General features: G+C 61.0%; 27 protein-coding genes. 19 read left to right on the top strand and 8 right to left on the bottom strand.

Translation table 11 applies throughout. The features are described 5' to 3' along the window. Positions 1-48: 48 nt before the first annotated feature. The 3 genes from GN300_RS17315 (at position 49) to GN300_RS17305 (ending at position 2,466) form a co-directional block, all read left to right on the top strand. Positions 49-468 (top strand): STAS domain-containing protein, encoded by a 420-nt coding sequence (locus tag GN300_RS17315; protein WP_007726563.1) that lies wholly within the window; start codon positions 49-51, stop codon positions 466-468. Then, entirely contained in the window at positions 465-1,952 is a 1,488-nt protein-coding gene (locus GN300_RS17310; RefSeq protein ID WP_063314888.1) for a trehalose-6-phosphate synthase, read from the top strand. The genes GN300_RS17315 and GN300_RS17310 overlap by 4 nt, the downstream gene beginning before the upstream one ends. Positions 1,953-2,088: 136 nt before the next feature. After that, complete coding sequence (locus GN300_RS17305; protein WP_007726560.1) at positions 2,089-2,466, top strand: hypothetical protein; 378 nt, start codon at positions 2,089-2,091, stop codon at positions 2,464-2,466. Positions 2,467-2,490: 24 nt separating this feature from the next. Here GN300_RS17305 and GN300_RS17300 read toward each other — a convergent pair whose 3' ends face one another. Further along, positions 2,491-2,793 (bottom strand): MerR family transcriptional regulator, encoded by a 303-nt coding sequence (locus GN300_RS17300; RefSeq protein WP_003943719.1) that lies wholly within the window; start codon positions 2,791-2,793, stop codon positions 2,491-2,493. A gap of 358 nt (positions 2,794-3,151) precedes the next feature. On the opposite strand from GN300_RS17300, the gene GN300_RS17295 reads away from it, so the two are divergent. The 5 genes from GN300_RS17295 (at position 3,152) to GN300_RS17280 (ending at position 5,383) form a co-directional block, all read left to right on the top strand. After that, positions 3,152-3,310 (top strand): hypothetical protein, encoded by a 159-nt coding sequence (locus tag GN300_RS17295; protein ID WP_003943664.1) that lies wholly within the window; start codon positions 3,152-3,154, stop codon positions 3,308-3,310. Positions 3,311-3,394: 84 nt separating this feature from the next. After that, a complete protein-coding gene (locus GN300_RS17290; RefSeq protein WP_003943731.1) occupies positions 3,395-3,940 on the top strand; it encodes a Dps family protein in 546 nt (181 codons plus the stop codon). 73 nt (positions 3,941-4,013) lie between these two features. Beyond that, positions 4,014-4,148: a hypothetical protein gene (locus GN300_RS29750; RefSeq protein ID WP_256082897.1), complete on the top strand. Its 135-nt coding sequence runs from the start codon at positions 4,014-4,016 to the stop codon at positions 4,146-4,148. Positions 4,149-4,208: 60 nt separating this feature from the next. Continuing rightward, entirely contained in the window at positions 4,209-4,880 is a 672-nt protein-coding gene (locus tag GN300_RS17285) for an ANTAR domain-containing response regulator (RefSeq protein WP_042452311.1), read from the top strand. Between the two features lie 191 nt (positions 4,881-5,071). Further along, positions 5,072-5,383 (top strand): WhiB family transcriptional regulator, encoded by a 312-nt coding sequence (locus GN300_RS17280; RefSeq protein ID WP_277921635.1) that lies wholly within the window; start codon positions 5,072-5,074, stop codon positions 5,381-5,383. 9 nt (positions 5,384-5,392) lie between these two features. Here GN300_RS17280 and GN300_RS17275 read toward each other — a convergent pair whose 3' ends face one another. After that, positions 5,393-5,830 (bottom strand): hypothetical protein, encoded by a 438-nt coding sequence (locus tag GN300_RS17275; RefSeq protein WP_039972685.1) that lies wholly within the window; start codon positions 5,828-5,830, stop codon positions 5,393-5,395. A 237-nt stretch (positions 5,831-6,067) separates the two neighbouring features. Here GN300_RS17275 and GN300_RS17270 point away from each other — a divergent pair, with 237 nt between their 5' ends. Then, the gene (locus tag GN300_RS17270; protein WP_003943620.1) at positions 6,068-6,502 is read left to right on the top strand and encodes an anti-sigma factor; all 435 of its coding nucleotides are present in this window, start codon (positions 6,068-6,070) and stop codon (positions 6,500-6,502) included. Further along, positions 6,499-7,281, top strand: a complete 783-nt coding sequence (locus GN300_RS17265) for a SigB/SigF/SigG family RNA polymerase sigma factor (protein ID WP_003943639.1) — start codon at positions 6,499-6,501, stop codon at positions 7,279-7,281. The genes GN300_RS17270 and GN300_RS17265 overlap by 4 nt, the downstream gene beginning before the upstream one ends. A gap of 16 nt (positions 7,282-7,297) precedes the next feature. Here GN300_RS17265 and GN300_RS17260 read toward each other — a convergent pair whose 3' ends face one another. After that, a complete protein-coding gene (locus tag GN300_RS17260; protein WP_003943680.1) occupies positions 7,298-7,546 on the bottom strand; it encodes a hypothetical protein in 249 nt (82 codons plus the stop codon). A 330-nt stretch (positions 7,547-7,876) separates the two neighbouring features. On the opposite strand from GN300_RS17260, the gene GN300_RS17255 reads away from it, so the two are divergent. The 3 genes from GN300_RS17255 to GN300_RS17245 all read left to right on the top strand — a co-directional run bounded on the left by GN300_RS17255 (position 7,877) and on the right by GN300_RS17245 (position 9,898). Further along, a complete protein-coding gene (locus tag GN300_RS17255; RefSeq protein ID WP_007726553.1) occupies positions 7,877-8,314 on the top strand; it encodes an STAS domain-containing protein in 438 nt (145 codons plus the stop codon). 86 nt (positions 8,315-8,400) lie between these two features. Next, positions 8,401-9,378 carry a YihY/virulence factor BrkB family protein gene (locus GN300_RS17250; protein ID WP_003943713.1) on the top strand — a complete coding sequence of 326 codons (978 nt, stop codon included), beginning with the start codon at positions 8,401-8,403 and terminating at the stop codon, positions 9,376-9,378. A 316-nt stretch (positions 9,379-9,694) separates the two neighbouring features. Then, positions 9,695-9,898, top strand: a complete 204-nt coding sequence (locus GN300_RS17245) for a cold-shock protein (protein ID WP_003943666.1) — start codon at positions 9,695-9,697, stop codon at positions 9,896-9,898. A gap of 130 nt (positions 9,899-10,028) precedes the next feature. Here GN300_RS17245 and GN300_RS17240 read toward each other — a convergent pair whose 3' ends face one another. Next, on the bottom strand, positions 10,029-10,268 hold the full coding sequence (locus GN300_RS17240) for a CDGSH iron-sulfur domain-containing protein (RefSeq protein WP_003943717.1): 240 nt from the start codon (positions 10,266-10,268) through the stop codon (positions 10,029-10,031). Between GN300_RS17240 and GN300_RS17235 the strand changes: the two genes are divergently transcribed. After that, on the top strand, positions 10,269-11,318 hold the full coding sequence (locus tag GN300_RS17235; protein ID WP_063314889.1) for an iron-containing redox enzyme family protein: 1,050 nt from the start codon (positions 10,269-10,271) through the stop codon (positions 11,316-11,318). Here GN300_RS17235 and GN300_RS17230 read toward each other — a convergent pair. Beyond that, complete coding sequence (locus GN300_RS17230) at positions 11,275-11,973, bottom strand: HemK2/MTQ2 family protein methyltransferase (protein ID WP_037131016.1); 699 nt, start codon at positions 11,971-11,973, stop codon at positions 11,275-11,277. The genes GN300_RS17235 and GN300_RS17230 overlap by 44 nt on opposite strands. Before the next feature lie 109 nt (positions 11,974-12,082). Between GN300_RS17230 and GN300_RS17225 the strand changes: the two genes are divergently transcribed. The 5 genes from GN300_RS17225 to GN300_RS17205 all read left to right on the top strand — a co-directional run bounded on the left by GN300_RS17225 (position 12,083) and on the right by GN300_RS17205 (position 16,086). Further along, the gene (locus tag GN300_RS17225; protein ID WP_063314890.1) at positions 12,083-12,850 is read left to right on the top strand and encodes a GAF and ANTAR domain-containing protein; all 768 of its coding nucleotides are present in this window, start codon (positions 12,083-12,085) and stop codon (positions 12,848-12,850) included. Between the two features lie 233 nt (positions 12,851-13,083). Continuing rightward, complete coding sequence (locus GN300_RS17220; RefSeq protein ID WP_042452319.1) at positions 13,084-13,788, top strand: glycosyltransferase family 2 protein; 705 nt, start codon at positions 13,084-13,086, stop codon at positions 13,786-13,788. Then, the gene (locus tag GN300_RS17215) at positions 13,785-14,723 is read left to right on the top strand and encodes a hypothetical protein (RefSeq protein ID WP_063314891.1); all 939 of its coding nucleotides are present in this window, start codon (positions 13,785-13,787) and stop codon (positions 14,721-14,723) included. Before GN300_RS17220 ends, GN300_RS17215 begins: the two co-directional genes overlap by 4 nt. After that, a complete protein-coding gene (locus tag GN300_RS17210; protein WP_003943643.1) occupies positions 14,717-15,475 on the top strand; it encodes a PIG-L deacetylase family protein in 759 nt (252 codons plus the stop codon). Before GN300_RS17215 ends, GN300_RS17210 begins: the two co-directional genes overlap by 7 nt. Further along, entirely contained in the window at positions 15,472-16,086 is a 615-nt protein-coding gene (locus tag GN300_RS17205; protein ID WP_042926398.1) for a class I SAM-dependent methyltransferase, read from the top strand. The genes GN300_RS17210 and GN300_RS17205 overlap by 4 nt, the downstream gene beginning before the upstream one ends. A gap of 52 nt (positions 16,087-16,138) precedes the next feature. Here the strand turns inward: GN300_RS17205 and tatA are convergent, their stop codons facing one another. The 3 genes from tatA to GN300_RS17190 are packed head-to-tail and all read right to left on the bottom strand — an operon-like array spanning position 16,139 to position 18,606. Beyond that, positions 16,139-16,315, bottom strand: a complete 177-nt coding sequence (gene tatA / locus GN300_RS17200) for a Sec-independent protein translocase subunit TatA (RefSeq protein WP_003943732.1) — start codon at positions 16,313-16,315, stop codon at positions 16,139-16,141. Then, complete coding sequence (locus tag GN300_RS17195; protein ID WP_054780853.1) at positions 16,315-16,986, bottom strand: Rid family hydrolase; 672 nt, start codon at positions 16,984-16,986, stop codon at positions 16,315-16,317. Before GN300_RS17195 ends, tatA begins: the two co-directional genes overlap by 1 nt. A 39-nt stretch (positions 16,987-17,025) precedes the next feature. Further along, the gene (locus tag GN300_RS17190; protein ID WP_063314892.1) at positions 17,026-18,606 is read right to left on the bottom strand and encodes an FAD-dependent oxidoreductase; all 1,581 of its coding nucleotides are present in this window, start codon (positions 18,604-18,606) and stop codon (positions 17,026-17,028) included. Between the last annotated feature and the right edge of the window lie 150 nt (positions 18,607-18,756).

Genomic DNA, 18,756 nt, shown 5'->3' with positions numbered 1-18,756 from the left:
ACCAGACCGTTCGAACGAACCGTTTCGAGCAATCCGTCAGGAGTTTCGATGAACGAGTTTTCGAGAACTACAGATGAGCGTACGGACAGTCCCCCCACCTTCACGACGACCTGTGCCGAAAACATTCAGTCGCTCGTGGTCAGCGGCGAGATCGACGTCCGGTCCCGAGCTGATTTCGCTGCCTGCGTCGACGACCTGATCGGTGAGCGACACCCGTTCGTACTCGACTGCTCGGACGTCCAGTTCATCTCCGTCGGAGGTCTTTCCATCATCGAGACTCTGTCGGCCAAGGCACGGAGGCTCGGCGTGCCGTGGACGCTCGTCGCAGCGCACCCTGTCAGGCGTCCGCTGTCTCTTCTGAAGATGGACACCGACATCGTGTACACCGACTCGACAGCCGATGCAGTCGCGTACCTGTCCTCGACCTCCGTCCTGGACGAGACCCTGGCGGAGCCGATGTCGGCGTGAGTACCGATCTCGAAAAGCTCTCCGAATTCGTCGTCGTCGCAAACCGACTGCCGGTCGATCTCGAAACCGACGAAGACGGAAGCAAGAACTGGAAGCGAAGTCCGGGTGGGCTCGTCACTGCGCTCGAACCCATCCTCCGACAGCGGGATGGCGCCTGGGTCGGCTGGCCGGGGGTCGCGGACGAGAAGGTCGATCCGATAGTGGTTGACGGCCTTCGTCTGTTTCCCGTCGAGCTGACCTCTCAGGACCTCGCCGAGTACTACGAGGGGTTCTCCAACGACACGTTGTGGCCGCTCTACCACGACGTTCTGGTGGCTCCGACGTTCGAGCGGTCGTGGTGGCACACCTACGTCGCAGTCAACCAGCGGTTCGCCGAGGAAACCGCGCGTTGCGCCGCGGACGGAGCGACTGTCTGGGTGCAGGACTATCAGTTGCAACTTGTGCCGGCGATGCTGCGCGAGCTGCGCCCAGATCTGACGATCGGGTTCTTTCTTCACATCCCGTTCCCTCCGGTCGAGCTCTTCATGCAGCTTCCGTGGCGCAAGGAAATCGTCAGGGGAATGCTGGGCGCCGATCTGATCGGCTTCCACTTACCTGGTGGCGCAAACAATTTCCTGTTCTTGGCCCGCAAACTTCTCGGCCTCAAGACGACGACCGCGGGCGTCGGTGTTCGAAGTGCGCTCGGGCATGTGGATTTCGATTCTCGCGTCGTCAAGGTGGGCGCCTTTCCCATCTCCGTCGATTCTGCCGAACTCGAGCGCCAGTCGAAAAGCGATTCGGTCCTGCGTCGCGCGCGCGAGTTGAAGGAAGAGCTGGGAAATCCCGAGAAAATCTTGCTGGGAGTCGACCGGCTGGACTACACCAAGGGTATCGACCTGCGGCTTCAAGCCTTGAAGGAACTCCTCGACGAGGATCGTCTGGATCCGGAGAAGTACACGATGGTGCAGCTCGCGACGCCCAGTCGTGAACGCGTGCAGCACTATATCGACCTGCGTAGCGTCATCGAAGAGCAGGTGGGCCGCATCAACGGTGACCACAGTCAGATCGGCCGCCCCGTCGTTCACTACCTGTATCAGCCGGTCGACCGTGAAGAACTGATCGCACTGTTCGTCGCTGCCGACGTCATGCTCGTGACGCCGATGCGCGACGGGATGAATCTGGTGGCCAAGGAGTACGCGGCCTGTCGTGGCGACCTCGGAGGTGCTCTCGTTCTCAGCGAGTTCACCGGTGCCGCAATGGAATTACGACAGTCATACCTGGTCAACCCGCACGATTTGGACGGCGTGAAGAATACGATCCTGACCGCGGTTCATCAGGATCCGAAGGAAGGCCGTCGCCGTATGGCTGCGCTGCATCGACAGGTCATGACACACGATGTGCATCAGTGGGCCGAGTCGTTCCTGACTGCGCTTGCCCCACCCGGACCGCTTCCGGACGATCAGTTCGTCACGGAGCGTGAGTCGAACTTTGCGCGCAACAACTGACCCTCACGGGCTTGCGTCAGTGCGCTCGGAGACTCGAGCTAGGATTGGTTTCAGTTCATCGTCAAGCAGCGGCTGCGAACTGATCTCCTCGACATAGCCGTGCAATGCTGCATCGGCCCAGAAAGACAGGCCGACCATGCCCCTCACGATGAAGTACTCCGAAACCTACAACGACGCTCTCATTGCGCTCGCTGCCGCTACTCATCGGCCGGCCAACGTGGTGAACCTGTTCGGCGAGTACGCCATTCGTGTTGACCTCGAATACAACCGGTTCCTTCTGGCGACCAATACCGCGGCTGGACTCTCCGATCGACCCGACAACGGAGAATCATGGCTGGTGCGGTTCTTCCAATCCGAGAACACCGACACTCCGGATCGCCTCCTCGCGGAGGCGTCGCATCAATGGTTGGTCGATGCGTTGGACGCCGCGCTCGAACAGATCGCAGCGGCAGGGAACAAAATCTCCGCCGACGCGGACTTCGGCGACCCTACCCGCACCGAAACTCCATCCTGAACGGCATCGTCTCGAGCAGCACCACTAGTCCCCCTCGGCGGTCAACTGGCTGATTCGAGCCGCTAAGACTGCATTCTCGGCCTCGAGGGACAGAATCAGACGAATACCGACGAGATTGACTCCGTCGTCGATCAGCGCGGTGATTCGTCCGAGCGTATCCAGGTCGGCTTCGCTGTACCGGCGCGTACCGCCATCGGTGCGGGTTGGTGTGAGCAAGCCCCTTCGCTCGTAAAGGCGCAGCGTCTGAGGTCCTACCCCGGACAGTTCAGACATCACTGAGATCCCGTACACGCCGCGCAGCGCCCGGGTCTGGGATTCCGACGTCACTGGAACCTCCTAGTTCGGTGTCGGCTGTCTCAATCGGCGTCACCCGACCTTAGCACCATCACGCAGTGAATCTGACGCCCAGGACATAGATTCAAGCGTGTCCAGGACCACTGACAACAAGAATCGTCGAGCAGAAAAGGCGTGAAATGGCAGATCAAAGCCGATTTCGACAAGATTGCACAATGCGCTTTCCTTCGCCCGCGAATCGAAGTAGCCTTGCCAATTATCTACATCGGCTGATATAGATTTTGTAGCACCTGAAAGCGCCATAACTGGAGCTCGAAGGCGCAGAACACCCAGACGTCGGAGTCGGTGGTTCAGCCGACTCCCTCACGGCACACTCTTCACCGGGAGCAAGATGACGACGATCGACATCCCGCCCACACAGGGCGAGAGCACCACCGGCATCGGAATCACTGTCGCAAGTGCGACTTTGACAACCGAAGAGGTCAAGCGCCGAATCGCGATGATGTACGGCGACCCGGTGACAGAGGAGCCAGTAGCACTCGCGCACTGAACCTGACCGACACGCGATCCGATTGACGATGGCGCGAGACCGCCCCACTGGAGGGCGATCCCCATCAAGACGAGAGGAAAACATATGTCCGAGTTCACCGTACCGGGACTGAGCAGCGCAGACGGTTCGTCCGTCGCCGATATTCTGCAGGAACGCCTCAGCGCCTACAACGATCTTCACCTCACGCTCAAGCACGTTCACTGGAACGTCGTGGGCCCCAACTTCATCGGCGTGCACGAGATGATCGACCCCCAGGTGGAGTTGGTTCGCGGCTACGCCGACGATGTGGCCGAACGTATCGCGGCACTGGGTAACTCGCCCAAGGGCACCGCGGGAGCAATCGAGCGCGATCGAACGTGGGACGACTACTCCGTCGGCCGCGACGACGCTCGTGCGCACCTCGCTGCGCTCGACCTCGTCTACACCGGGATCATCACCGACAGTCGCACCGCAATCGACAGCGTCGGCAAGATCGATCCGATCACCGAGGACATGTTGATCGGCCAGACGGCGCAGTTGGAAAAGTTCCAGTGGTTCGTTCGTGCTCACCTCGAGAACTCGGGTGGCAGCCTCGTACACGAAGGCGCGTCCACCGAGCAGGATGCCGCAAATGAGGCGCGTCAGAACTGATGCACCGTCCGCGGTTTCGGCCGATCGGGGGTCGGCCGAAATCGCACTCCCCACAACAGGAAAGGGCAAGAGCATGTCTGCGGACTCGCGCGGCACGTCGACACAAACACGTCGCGAGTATCAGATGTTCGTGTTGCAGCAGCGTTTGTTGTTCGGATCGATCGTGGCAGGCACCGCCCTTGGAGTTCTCGCGATCACCTACTTCTGAAATATCATCTGAAATATCAGGGGCCGCAACCGTCGAAGACAGGACAGAAACGACACAATCATGAGTTCGAGCACTCTCCGCTCGATCGTTCGTAGCGATCGATTTGCGGCAAGCAGTTCTTCTCTTCTGCTCGTGGACAGCGATTTTCGTATCCAGGGCGCAAACGACGAATACCTTGCCGTATCCGGTCGCAGCCTCGATCAATTGCACCGAGTGGAAGTGTTCGAAGCCTTCCCCGACAATCCCGACGACTCGTTTGCCGATGGAATCTTCTCGTTGACAGCGTCATTCGAGCGCACGATGCGGTCCCGAACTCGGGACGCACTGCCGACTCAGCGTTACGACGTGCGCGACGAGCGCGGGAGCGGGATGTTTGTCACCCGCTATTGGAATACGGTGAATTCCGCCGTCACCGATGATGACGGCAGGGTCATCGGTGTGCTTCATCGTGTATACGAGGTTCAACGACCGCTGGCTCAGCAGTCCAGTTCGGCGTCAGACGTCCTCACCCGCCTTCGCGCGGAAAATGACGAACTGAGAAGAGCTTTGGATTCTCGGCCCTTGATCGAGCAGGCCAAGGGATTACTGATGGCCGAGCGTGAGTGCTCGGCCGACCAAGCCTTCGACTTTCTGGTCCAGATGTCGCAGGAATGGAACGTCAAGGTGCGCGACATCGCCGGTGGTCTTGTCGCCGCAGCAGAACGACGTGCCGTGGATCAAAAGAATTCCTGACGACCGGGATTCAAAAGTTGTACGGCTGGGTAATGACCGACCAGAGGTACCCCCGAAATCTTCCCCCTCGAGGGAGGAGCCTCGAAGGTCCCGCCGGTTCAGGCCGGCGGGACCGAGCTTTGCCTTAACACCCGACCTGGATCCGCGATCCGAGTCGAGTTCGTCACGCAGCGAAGGGAACGTCCATGTTCATGCGCTCCTACACATCTCCCAGGCCCCTTGCCGACGAGTGGGATTGGCAACTGTCCGGCACCTGCCGCGACACCGACCCCGCTCTGTTCTACGACGACACGAACGAGCGCGGCTCCAGGCGAGCGAAGCGCGAGAGTTCGGCGAAGCTGGTGTGCGCCAGATGCCCTGTCGTGCAGAGATGCCTGGTGCACGCCATCCAGACCGGGGAACCCCACGGTATCTGGGGCGGCATGACGGCGACCGAGCGAGAATCGTTGCGCAAAGCTCGAACTGAACCACTGATCAGTGCCGCGACGAGCTCACGAGAGTAGATAGGAACCTCAGGGCCTGGCCTCGTGGTGCCGCAAACCGTGCGTTCGGCGTCGCTCCTTCATCTCGGCTTCGAAGAGGTGCGGCACTCCGCCTGCCAGCTTGTCGCGCACCACTTTCTCGCATTCACGAAAAAACGACCAGTAGTTCTCGTCGAACTCTTCGACCAACTGGAAAGTCCAGCGCCCCTCGACCACGTTCCGGCCCATCAACTCGCCCTCGACCTGATCGGCCAGGTCGTCGTTGCCGCTGGATCGCAGTAGCTCGACGACCTCGTCGAGCATCAGATCGGCATGCCCTATCAGCTGATGGAAGTCGTACAGAGCACCGCGTGCCCGTTCCACCGTTTCAAGGGCGTTCGACAGCACTCCTGCCGCCTTCACCTCGTCATCAGTGACACCTTCCGGTCGTATGTGTACGGGGATCTGTCTGTCCGAATGGGTGTCCATGAAGCGGCTGTACCCGATCGACGCGAAAATGAAAGATGAGGATTCGGTACGTCCGCACCACAGGTGATGTGTCTCACAATTCATCCTCTAGTTCGGGTAAAGAGGGTTAGTTCGCCGGGCGAAGGGTAATCCAAGGCCATGAATACTTCCGGGGTAGAGATGGCTGGCACGCACGGCCGGTACCGGTCCTTGCCTCGGTCCGCCGGAATTACGCCACATCTACCTACAGGAAGCCCCTTGATCCCTCTGTCGAGTCCGACCGAAACCGAACTAACTCACGACTCCATCGCCTCGCTCCGCGTCCGCGCGTCGTACTCTCAACTTCCCACTCTGCGCGGAATCACCCGAACGGTTGCCAACAACACCGGACTCGATGTCGACGGAACAGCCGACCTTGCTCTGGCGATGGACGAAGTCGCGAGCATCCTCATCGGCCACGCGATACCGTCCAGCGACTTGACCTGCCGATTCGACACCGTCGGCCGCACACTTCGGACCGTCGTGTCCGTGATCGCGCACTCCGAGATACCCGACAAGTCGCACAGCTTCGGATGGTTCGTTCTCGAAGCGCTGGTCGATTCCGTCCGCTTGGAACAGTCGGAAATCGACGCGGACGGTCACATCACCCTGACGATGACGCTTGAAAAGGGCTTGCCCCAGGAGCGTGCGTGACCGCTGTCCCACCGGACAAGAAGGACCAGTACGAAACAGCTGTCGAACTGTTCGTCTCGATGGCCTCGCTTCCGCCGAATGATCCCAGCCGAGAAAAAATAACCACCTCGATCATCGAACTGTGCCTACCCCTGGCCACACACGTCGCTCGCCGATACCAGGGGCGTGGCCAGCCTTTCGAGGACTTGGAGCAAGTTGCTCGCGTCGGGCTCATACAGGCCGTGCAGCGATTCGACGTCGACAAAGGATCGGATTTCCTCTCGTTCGCCGTCCCGACCGTCATGGGTGAGGTTCGCAAGCATTTTCGCGATCACGGCTGGTCCGTGCGAGTGCCTCGTAGCCTTCAGGAACGGCACCTTGCCCTCAACCGGGCGCTCACGACTTTGTCCCAGACGCTCGGCCGTGCACCGACAGTCGCGGAACTCGCCAAGGAACTCGACATCGAACCGGACGAGGTCGAACAAGGTTTGACCGCCGGTAATTCGTACCGAACCACACCGCTCGACACCGCTTCCGCCGGCGACGGGAGTGGTCTGACTCTGATAGACACTTTGGGACAGTACGACGAAGCGATCAGTCGGATCGACAATCACGAAACCCTGCGGCCCGCGCTCCTGGCACTACCGGAGCGCGAGCGCACGATCGTCGTTCTCAGATTCTTCGGCCATCTCACCCAATCCCAGATTGCCGAAAAGGTCGGCATCTCTCAGATGCATGTATCCAGAATCCTCACTCAGTCACTGAAGCAGCTACGCACCGAGATGGGTGAAATCTTCTGAAGGTACGTCTCGAGGATCAGATGTATTCCTGTGCAAGACGTTCCAGCTCGTCTCGATCGATGAGGCCGGGCTGGCCGATGTCCAGGGCCTCGAGATACTTGTTGGCGAGGCGGTAATCGTGCCCCCACCGGCCGTGCTCGCCATCCTGCTCGGTGCGCTGCACACTGGAACCGGGCGGAACCTCGTCCCGCAAACCGTTGGTCTCCGCGCCGATCAGTGTGTCGAGCTTGGTCGAGATGGCCGTGAGTGCATCGCGGTCGTTCATCTGATTCCCTTCGTCCGGTGACGCTGATCTTCCACCATACCGAAGCGTCGAGCCAAAAACATTGCACCGCTTAATATTCGACCTCTCACCTGGACCGATTCACGCCCTCGAGCTACACTGAACGGTACCGAGGTTGAGAATACAGCCGGGGTTGAAGCCACTGGCGCTCGGTTCGCATCAAGGCTCTGGATCAGGTGAGTATTTCCTGCGCACATCTGTACTGTTCATTTCCATTGAGCTCTAAAGCTTTCCACGCCTGGACGCATTCACTTTCCGCGCCGCCAGATCGGTCGTCAGCCTTTCGATGAAAGCACACAGACCGGATCTGCCATGAATCTGAATGAACTCGACCACACACCGATCGATTCCATCGATCCCTCAACACAATTGGGGCCGATCGTGGAAACGCATGGTTTCGCGGCCTGGCGGATAGCGCCCTCGACAGTCTTGATCCAGGTCGACGTCGACCTCGACAAACTCTCCGCCCCAGCACTACGAGAACTTCTCAACTCGTACGCTGCGGAGTGGTCTCGCGTCATTCTGGACTTGTCCAACTCACTGTTCGTCGGTGCGGTCTGCCTCGAACTGTTCGCCGAGCTGAACTCCCGTTCGCGAGCCCACGACTTCCAGTGGGCCGCGATCGGGTCACACCCGCTTCGACGCTTGCTTCGCGCGGCGCGGGCAGAAGAGGAATTCCCGGTCACCAACTCTGTCGAGGGAGCAATGCGCGCGCTCGACGAAGCAGAGAAGTCACTCGAAGCCTCCTGACGCGACGGCTGCACCGGCGTCGAGCGCCGGGCGCTCGCAGCGACTAAGGTTCGTCGGGCTGTCCGACGAGCTGAGAGAGACCGAGAATGACAATCGCCAAGCGCCTCGATGCCTTGCAACAGAAGCATCCGGCCCTGGGGTTCCCGATAGCGGTCCTCTACAAGTTCCTCGACGATCAAGGTGTTTATCTAGCCGCGCTGATCGCTTACTACGGCTTCGTCTCGCTCTTTCCTCTTCTTCTGTTGCTCTCGACCATTCTCGGCTTCGTGCTGTCGGGCAACCCTGAGCTTCAGCAACAGATCTTGGACTCCGCGCTGCATCAGTTTCCGGTGATCGGTGACGACCTGGGCAATGCGCAACAGATCGGCGGCGGTGTCACGGGTCTGGTGATCGGAATCGTCGGTGGTCTCTACGGTGGCCTCGGTGTCGCTCTGGCTTGCCAGAACGCGATGAACACGGTGTGGTCGGTACCCCGAAATATGCGACCGGATCCCATCCGCGGGCGTCTCCAAGGGCTACTACTCCTCGGCACGATCGGTCTCGCGATCTTGGGGACCACCGCTGTCTCCAACATCGGCGGTGCGCTTCATCTGGGCGGTTCGTTCAGCTTCCTGCTGACCCTTGCGGTAGTCGTCTTGAATGCGGGCATCTTCATCGTCGCTTTCCGGCTCACCTGCGCCCGCCCGCTCTCGGTAGCCGATGTGGCACCTGGAGCGATCGCCGCTGCTGTTCTCTGGCAAGCACTTCAGTCCTTCGGTGCCCTCTATGTGACCTCTGTGGTGCGGGGTGCCTCCACCACCAATGGCGTCTTTGCCATCGTTCTGGGTTTGTTGGCCTTCTTGTTCCTCGCTGCAGCCTCGATCGTCATGTGCGCGGAAATCAACGTCGTGCGAGTCGACAAACTCCATCCGCGGGCGTTGTTGGCTCCGTTCACCGACAACACCGAACTCATCGAAGGCGATCGGCGCACCTTCGCCGATCAAGCAAAAGCACAACGCGCGGTTCCCCACGAGAACATCCATGTGACGTTCGACGGGCACACCAAACCCGACGATTCGGACTGATCTCGACCCCGATCGAGTTGGGTATTTGGTCCCCTCCTCGGTATCGGGGTGGCATTCTGCGCCGCGAATCCAGATTTAACACAGGTGTTGTCATTTCGCGCTGCATCGAAGGGACGAATACATCACAGCAGGTAAACGCGCATAGTTGAACAATCACCTGCTTCCGACGTGGTCCCGGAACGGGACAAAGCCGTCAAATACTGCAACTCGCCATGCATCTAATTGGAGACAGAAAAAGAAGAGCATGGCAGGATCAGGTGTGAGACCGGACTCTCGATGGGAGGGCTCGGCTCGATGGATCCAGGAGAATTTGGTTATGGCTCAGGGCAGTGTCAAGTGGTTCAACGGTGAAAAGGGCTTCGGATTCATCGAGCAGGAAGGTGGCGGACCGGATGTGTTCGTTCACTACTCGGAGATCCAGGGCAGCGGCTACAAGTCCCTCGACGAGGGCCAGAAGGTCGAGTTCGAGATCGGACAGGGCCAGAAGGGCCCCCAGGCTCAGAATGTTCGCGCCATCTGAGTTCGATCCCAGTCTGACTTCAGACTGAAAAGGCTGGACGCTGCACCGCATGGTGCCGGCATCCAGCCTTTTCTTGGTTTCCGGGTCGTCTCGGTTCACGGGTCGGGCTTGTTCCGAATATTGGCACCGGTTACGTCGCTCGCGCCCGCTTCTTCTTGTGGGAGCTGTCGCAGAACGGCGCGATGCCGGTCCGCCCACATCGACACAATGCAACCGTAGAGCGCTTGTTCTCTATCGGAGTGCCGTCGTCACGGAGCAACTCGAAGTCACCACGCACCAGCAGCGGGCCGTCCGTGCAGGCGGTTATGGTGGTGTTGTTACCGGGAACACTCGGTGTTTCGGCAGATGACGATTCGGGAAACGCGGTCATATGTCCTCTTCAGTTCTCGATTCGGCCACTGGTGTGCCCACTTCCATGCCTGTTCCACAGGCCCGCGGCCCACTGAGCGCCACTCTCGTTTCCATTCTGCGCTCCTCGGCCGATCCGAGGGAGATTACGGCTGCCGCTGACGCGTACGAGGATGCACAGTCCACCGACCTCACCTACGACATTCTTCGTGACGACGACGCTCAGCTGACCCTGACGCTCCTCTACGAGCTTCATTTGCAGGGAATCGAGAACGTCTCGGACAAATGGGAGTGGAATCCGGACCTGCTCGCGGTGCGGTCTCGGCTCGAAGAGCGTTTCGAGTCCGCCATCGCGCAACTCGTGGGGACAGTGGAGTCGTCTGGCGACGTCGTGGCCGACCTCTGGTCGATGACCGCCCCCAGTGCAGGCCCAGGTCTTGCGTCCTTCATGGCGAAAGATGCAACGATCGATCAGTTCTCGGAGGTGCTGATTCACCGTTCGCTCAATCAGCTCCGCGAGGCGGATGTGCACACCCTCGGAATTTCGCGCCTCTCCGGTGCCGTCAAGGCCGCCCTCGTCGAAGTGCAGAGCGACGAGTACGGAGGCGGCCGCGCAGAGCGAATGCATTCGCGTCTTTTTGCCGACACCATGCGGGCTGTGGGTCTTTCGGACCGCTACGGCCACTACATCGATTCTGTTCCCGCGGTAACGTTGGCGTCGTTGAATACTCTCTCGCTCTTCGGTTTTCATCGCCGCCATCTCGGAACGCTGGTCGGGCATCTGTGCGCTGTCGAGACCACGTCTGCGCTGCCGAGCAAACGATACAGCGCAGGACTGCGCCGACTCGGATTCGGTTCGGGCGCGACACTGTTCTACGACGAGCACGTGGAAGCGGATTCCGTTCACGAACAGATCGCCGTTCGGGAACTTGCCGGCGGTCTCGCTTCTTCGCAGCCGCACCGCACTGATGACATCTTGTTCGGCGCCGCAGCGTGCCTGGCGTTCGACGATCTTCTCGGCGATCACCTCACATCGAGTTGGGAGAAGGGCAAGACTTCGTTGCGCGAATGATCACGAGTTGTTCGATTTCCTGACCGGTGGTGATCAACCCTCGTGCCTCGAGCATGGTGCGCCTCTCGCGCATCACGGGCCCGAAGGGAACGTACTTCCGGGCTGAAATCTCTACGGCCATACCGTGTTCTTCGAGTATCGCCTCGGTCTTGTCGACCCCACACAGCACCGATTGCAAGAGAAGCAGTGTGCCGCCCGGGACGAGCACCTCGTGCACGGTGGCTGCGATCCTGTCGATGAGGGCGCGTCCGTCCTTTCCTGCGTCCCAAGCACGTTCGATTCCAGCGGTAGGGAGATCATCTGCAAGAGCAGGGACGTACGGCGGGTTGGAGATCACCAGATCGAAGAGTTCGCCGTGCACCGCCTCGGTGAGGTCGCCACGACGGGAGTCGATCGAGGTTCCGTTGAGGATCCCGTTGAGACGAGCATTGGCACACGCGCGGCGAGATATGTCGACCGCGACGACGTGGCCTGCGCCTGCCGCTGATGCCGCGACAGCGAGGGCGCCGGTCCCCGTGCACAGATCCAGCACCCGACTGCGAGCGGTGAGGCGCTCGAACAGCAGCGCATCCGCCAGTAACGACGTGTCGTGTTGCGGTGGATACACACCAGGTAAACGCAGGATCATCATCGGCTCCTCTTTTTCAGGCGACATCGCACATCGCTGCGTGCGGCTACCCAGGAACCTCGGATTTCATGCAACATCGAAGCAAAGACCGCCTGGAACGGTTACATCGCCGCAATTTGCGGAGTAGACCTGAATCATGACAGGCAATGCGGACACCCCACAGGGAGCCGCGGCGTTTGTTTCCGCAGCAGATTCGCTCGACACCCTCGCCGAAGCGATTGCCGGACTCCGGTCCACTCTGAACACGGACGCGCATCTCGACTCCATGCTCCAACGTCTGGCCGAGACGGCGGTCAAAGCGCTGCCGGATGCCGATGCTGTCAGCGTGACGGTGCTGTCCGCCGATGGCCCACGAACTGCTGCATCTACCGCGGACTACCTTTCCGCGATAGACGATGCCCAGCATTCCGCCGATCGTGGTCCGTGCGTTGACGCCGCGCGCACCATGTCGTCGGTTCGGTCGAAGGTGGGTGATCACGACGACAAATGGCCGGAATTCACCGCCGAGGCCCGGAAACAAGGTGTCCGGTCCTACTTGTCCGTGCCGCTCACCATGGGCGAAGGAAGCACCGAACTTCTCGGCGCGTTCAACGTCTACGGATTCGCCTCGACAGAGTTCAAGCCCTTCGACGAAGAGTTGATGAAATTGTTCACCGCCGGTGCGGGCGCGGCGATCGCAGATTCACGACGCTGGCGTCAGGCACACGAGCACATCGAACAGTTGCACTGCGCCATGGAATCTCGTGCCGAGATCGAACAAGCCAAGGGCGTGCTGATCGCCATCCACGGCATCGACGCCGACGAAGCATTCAGCCGACTCGTTCAGCAATCGCAGCACACCAACGTGAAACTGCACGAGGTGGCCCGGATGCTCGTCGATTCGGTGCGCCACCGCCGGTTCTGAAGATTCTTCGGTGCAAAACCCCGTTTTGCACCCGAAAGCACAGTCGCAAAACCCCGTCTTGTACCCCGCCGGCACATCTCTCAAACGTATCCAGAGATGTTTCACCGAAACAGTTTTCGACCTGCACGGCTGCTGGCGGTCGCGCGGCGGCACCCGTCCGAAATGTGGTTATCTGTTGAGAACCGGGACGAAAGAAGACCCGACCGTACCAGGGTGAGGAAAGGATCGTCACTGTGCCAATCGACCAGGTTCTTGTCGTAGTTCCCGCCCACAACGAAGCCGAAGACCTCCCCAATTGCCTTCGTGCACTCGCAACAGCGGCGTCGGCTTGCGTTGTCCCCGTCCGAGTGGTTGCCGTCCTCGACAACTGTTCGGACGGAACCGCGGGGGTCATCCCCGACGGGGTGGAAGTACTCCGCGTCGAGCATCAGAACGTCGGCCGTTCGCGAGCGACGGGTTTCTCTGCGTTCGGCTCGGATTTGGGGGCCTCAGCGTGGTTCGCCACGACCGATGCCGATTCGGTGGTCGGCCCCACCTGGATTGCGCGCCAATTGGAGTATGCGCGTACTGCGGACGTCGTCGCGGGCACCGTTCGCATCGCGGACTGGGAAGGCCATCCGCACTCCGTTCGCGAACGGTACGAACGTATGTACCACGCACATCCCTATGGTCGACACGGTCACGTCCACGGTGCCAACCTCGGTGTCCGCGCCGATATGTACTGGGACGTCGGAGGATTCTGCGATCTCGAAGAAGACGAGGATGTCGATCTCGTCCGGCGGTTGAGCGAGGCCGGTGCCTGTATCGCGTGGGCAGAGGACATTGCGGTCACCACGTCTGCGCGTCTCGACGGCCGAACTCCGGGCGGCTTTGCCGGACATATCCGTAACCTGGGTGGTACGACCGCCGATAACGAAGAAGCGGAGCTGGCACGATGAAACGACTACACACACTCCTGGACGCAGGTGGACTGTACTTGCCGCTGCCCGGCGGCGGCGCGACGGCCGCACGGTGGACCTCCCTGGCAGAGCTCACACGGGAGAATGTGGTTCTCGGCCGGATGGCTGAGGCTCACACCGATGCCGTCGCGATACTCACCGAACTCGACGGACCGGATCCCGAACCCGGGCAGCTGTGGGGAGTGTGGGCGGCCGAGCCACCCCAACCTGTGGTGAATGCGTCTGAGCACGTGGGGATCTGGACGCTCACCGGTCGCAAGTTGTGGTGTTCCGGCGCCAACACCTGCACGCATGCACTGATCACCGCCTTGGTCGACGGTGTCCCCTCCCTCTTCGCGGTCGAGCTCGGACTACCTGGGGTGCATCCCGTTCCCGATTCGTGGAAGGCCGTCGGTATGGCCGAAAGCGACTCCAGCGCGGTCGACTTCGACATGGTTCCGGCCATACCGGTCGGGACGGCAGGCGACTATCTGAGCCGCCCGGGGTTCTGGCACGGCGCGATCGGCGTGGCTGCATGCTGGTACGGCGGCGCCTGCGGCGTCGCTGATCCGTTGTACGACAAGGCTGCAAGCAGCGAAGACCCCTACGTACTCGCACACCTCGGTGCGGTCGATGCAGCGCTCGCCGCAGCGCGCAACGCGCTCGCAGTCGCGGCGGCCGAGATCGATGCGGATCCCTTCGACGAAAATGCCGAGGCCATGCAGCGGGCACTCCGTGTGCGCGCAATTGTCGAGCGCGCCGCTACCGAGACCCTGGATCGGGTGGGACGCGCTCTCGGCGCCGCACGGCTCTGCATGGACGCCGCGCACGCGGCACGGGTAGCCGATCTCACCGTCTACTTGCGGCAGAGTCACGCCGAGAAGGATCTCGCCGAGCTGGGCCGGATTGCAGCCAAGGGGAAACGGCCGTGGTGAACTCGAAACTGTTCGCGCAGAAACCTGTCGACGACGGCGGTACTCCCGAATCGACATGGCGGGAGTGGGGAAGAAGTTTTCCGGAACTGGATCTCACCGGATGCTCACGATTGATCATCGTCGCTCCCCATCCCGACGACGAAATACTCGGTCTGGGCGGAACCGCTCTTCTGGCAATACTTTCCGGCATCAGTGTTCAGGTCGTATCTGTCACCGACGGCGGAGCTTCGCATCCCGATTCACCGACCGTGACTCAGCCCGAGATGGAACGCCGTCGACGGTCCGAGTCGGATCGGGCAGCGCGTGTCCTCGGAATTCCCACACCGGTTCGATTGAGCATCCCGGACGGAAAGATCGGCGAGAACCGACAGGAGTTGACCGACCGCCTCAGCTCGATTCTCGGTGATTCCTCGGCGGATACCTGGTGCGCCTCCACGTGGCGCGGGGACGGCCACCCGGACCACGAAGCCACCGGAGACGCGGCGGCGAGGGCGTGCGCGGACACTGGATCGCGATTGATCGAGTATCCCATCTGGGCGTGGCATTGGGCCGCGCCGGATCATGCGGCAGTCCCGTGGGAAAGAGCACGAAAGGTGACCTTGCCCTCCGACGTTCAGGCTGCGAAATCTGCTGCCACCAATGAGTTCACTTCACAGATCGCTCCGCTTTCCGATCATCCCGCGGATGCACCCATCCTCCCCCGCCACGCGATGGAACGATTACTGAGGCCGTACGAGACGGTGTTCGTATGAGCGATCGTGAACTCCCCGCGGATTACTTCGCCAAGATGTATGCCGCACAGTCCGACCCATGGGATTTCGAATCCCGCTGGTACGAGCAGCGGAAGTACGCACTCAGTGTCGCTATGCTCCCGAAACCTCGATACCGTCGCGCATTCGAACCGGGGTGCTCGATCGGGGTTCTCACCGAGAAGTTGTCCGAGCGCTGCGACAGCGTTCTCGCCACCGACATCGTCCCGACCGCACTCGAGAGCGCTCGAGCGAGGCTTACCGGACATGACTCCGAATTTCGGCTCTGGGCGTTGGGTGACGACTGGTCCGACGAAACCTTCGACCTCGTCGTCATCAGCGAAGTCGGCTACTACCTGACCTTCGAAAAGCTCATCGAGGCAATGCTGCAGGTCGTCGAGCATCTCGAGCCTGGCGGAACGCTGCTGTGCGCCCATTGGCGTCACGTCGTACCGGAGTACCCGCAAAACGGTGACGCCGTTCATTCGGCTGTGCGCCAGACGCCGGGGTTGGCGCAGTTCGCGTCGTACCAGGACGAGGACGTGCTGATCGATGTCTTCGTGAAGGGTCCGCCGTCACCACCGTCGGTAGCTCGTTCCGAAGGTCTGATCTAGTAGACCTGTGCGCGGTTGAGGAGTGTGGGGACTCCTCAACCGCGCACGGGGGTCAGTCTCGCTGCTCCAACGCGAGGTCCGTATCCGACTGCAGTTCACCGACTTCGGACTTCAGGATCCGCATCGACCTGCCGAGGCCCCGGGCCGCGTCGGGCAGCTTCTTCGAACCGAACAGCACCACGAGCACTACTGCGACGATCGCCCAGTGAGTCGGGCTGAGCGCGCCCATCAGGCGGGTTCCTTGCCGTCGGGGTACACCGCATCGACCTCTACCTCGACGAGCCAACCGGCAACGGGCAGTCCGGCAACCTCGAGGGCGAATCGGGTGGGCCGGGCGCTGTTTCGCTCGATCGGAGCGATCGGCTCGGCCGTGCCCATCGGCACCAACTCGGTGTCACCCGTGTCGAGATTGGTGTTGGCGAAGAACTGCCGGTACGCGCGATTCCATCCTGTGTAGTCGGCCTTGTCCGATCCCGGCGCGTTGTCGAGGAAGACGCGCATCGTCACGACGTCTTCGAGACTCAATCCCTGAGCTTCGAGGTTGTCGCGGATCTTCTTGAGTACATTGATGCCCTGCGCCTCGGTGACGGTGACACCGGTCGGCAGAACACCGCCGGAGAACTGACCGTCGATGTACGACTCCGGCGAACCTTCCGGCGCCGCCTTGTTTCCTGCCGACGGACCGATGCCGCTGGTCTTGTAGATTGCGGTGTCGCCGCCGATCGCGACGCCCTGAGCGATCATCGGGTTTGCCTGCCCCGCTTCGAGAATCGATTTCGAGACGAACGAACTCGATGTGGTCTCGGCGTCCGCCTCGTCAGACGAGCAGGCAGTGGCGAAGCCCAGTAGCGTGGTGGCGGCGAATGCCGCTGCAAGGACCTTGGTGCTGCAAGATTTCATGATTAGACCTCCAGAAAAAGTGATGGGAAACGAAGCACGTCAGGCAGTTTGCGCAACACGCTGATGCAGGTGGGTCACGACGTCCTGCGCGGACGTGAAGGCCCCGTGCTGCCAGGCGATGGCGTTGGAGAGGTGATCGCCGGCGAAGTAGATCCGGTCGACGGGTTCGAGCAGCTTGGTGTACTCGGGAGTTGCCATGCCGCCGTGGGAATCTCCCGCGCCGGCCCATGATGCCCAGGCGGATTCCGAATACTTGGTGCGACGCCAGCTTCCGGAGAAGGACGACGAGATGTCGCGAGTGTATTTGTCGCCGTGGATTTCTGCGCCTTCGGCGATGGCCTTTGCCAGCCGCTGACGGTGGGTGAGCGATTCGAAAGCCTGTTGACGCTTACCCGAGCTGTAGTACGCGACGACGACGCCGCGGTCGGAGTTGTAGTGATCGTAGGGGAACATGATCTGGGAGATGTCGCGGTCGGTGTTGGACGCGCCACCGTAGATGCGGTCCTCGGTCTCCCACCACCGACGCGAGTATTCGATACCGAGCTTGCCCGACGACGACGGCTTGGCTGCATCCAACGCGAGCAGGATGTCGGAGGGCAGATTGTTGTTCAGCCGCTTGATCAAGTGCGGCGGGATCGTGCAGATTGCGTAGTCGGCGGTGATCGACTTGGATTTGCCGTCGACGACGTAGTCGACGGTGACGCCTTCCGGCACGTTCTTCATGCCGCTGACCTCGGCGCCGAACTCGATGTTGTCCATCCCGATCGCGTCCTGGAACTTGTAGTAGATCCGGTCCATGCCGCCGACGGGGGTCATCATCGTCATGGCCTGGTCGTAACCGAACTCGAAGGAGAATGCACGCCCGATGCCGCCCTGGATGACATCGCTCATCCCGAATGGTTCGATCTCGGTTCCGAAGTTGAGGCCGGCGCCCGGCTCCGCGGAGTGCCCTCGACGCGCGGATCCGACGTAGCGGCCGTCGCTGGAGAGATCGCCGAAATCGGTGAGGAAGGACGAGAGTGCTTCTTTGTCTTCCTTGCTCAAGACCTGGTCGAGAGCGCCCTGATTGGTGGCCTTCTGCAGCAGCTCGGACATGTATCCGTAGGTGTCGGCTTTGGCTGCTCGGTAGGTGATCGACTGATTCGCCAGCGGCTTGTTGCCGGTGTAGTTGACGAAGGTGTTCGCGTTCTGGTTTCCGAACATCTGCAGTTCGACGCCCAGTTCGCGGCAGTAGTCGATGGTGTTGTGATTTTGCGGAATACGCGTCGCACCGAGGTTGTAGAAGTGCCCCTCGGAGAACGAACAGGTCTGTGTCTCACCGTTCAGGTCGGTTTCTTCGGTGCCGTTGCGGATCGACCACACCCGACCACCCGGGCGGTTGCGTGCTTCGAGGACGGTGACCTTGTATCCGGCCTTCTGCAGTTCGTAGGCAGAGCACAGCCCGGACGGTCCGCCGCCGAGGATCACGACGGAGTGATTTCCCTTGACCTTTCCGATCAGGTCACCCGCAGCAGGTGCCTGAAATCGCCTCGGCGTCGACGCCACTGCCGGCGCCAGGCCGATGGACGACATAGCACCGAGTGCCAGGCCGGCGCCGCCGGTGATTCCCAGGCTGCGCATGAAAGATCTACGTGTGTATGGCATTCGAGCTCCCCAGTGTGCTCCCGGTGACCCGGGTGGTTGGTGTTGAACACAGACTTCAGGAGCGTTGGGTCCGGAACTTGACGCGCAGGAAACAGTCGGTGGGGACCGAGTGAGAAACGTGCGAGC

Origin of the sequence: Rhodococcus sp. Ni2, from assembly GCF_021352185.1 — a bacterium.
Taxonomy (GTDB): Bacteria; Actinomycetota; Actinomycetes; order Mycobacteriales; family Mycobacteriaceae; genus Rhodococcus_F; species Rhodococcus_F qingshengii.
Note: the sequence above shows the minus strand (reverse complement) of the source record. Positions and strands in the feature narration are given on the sequence as shown.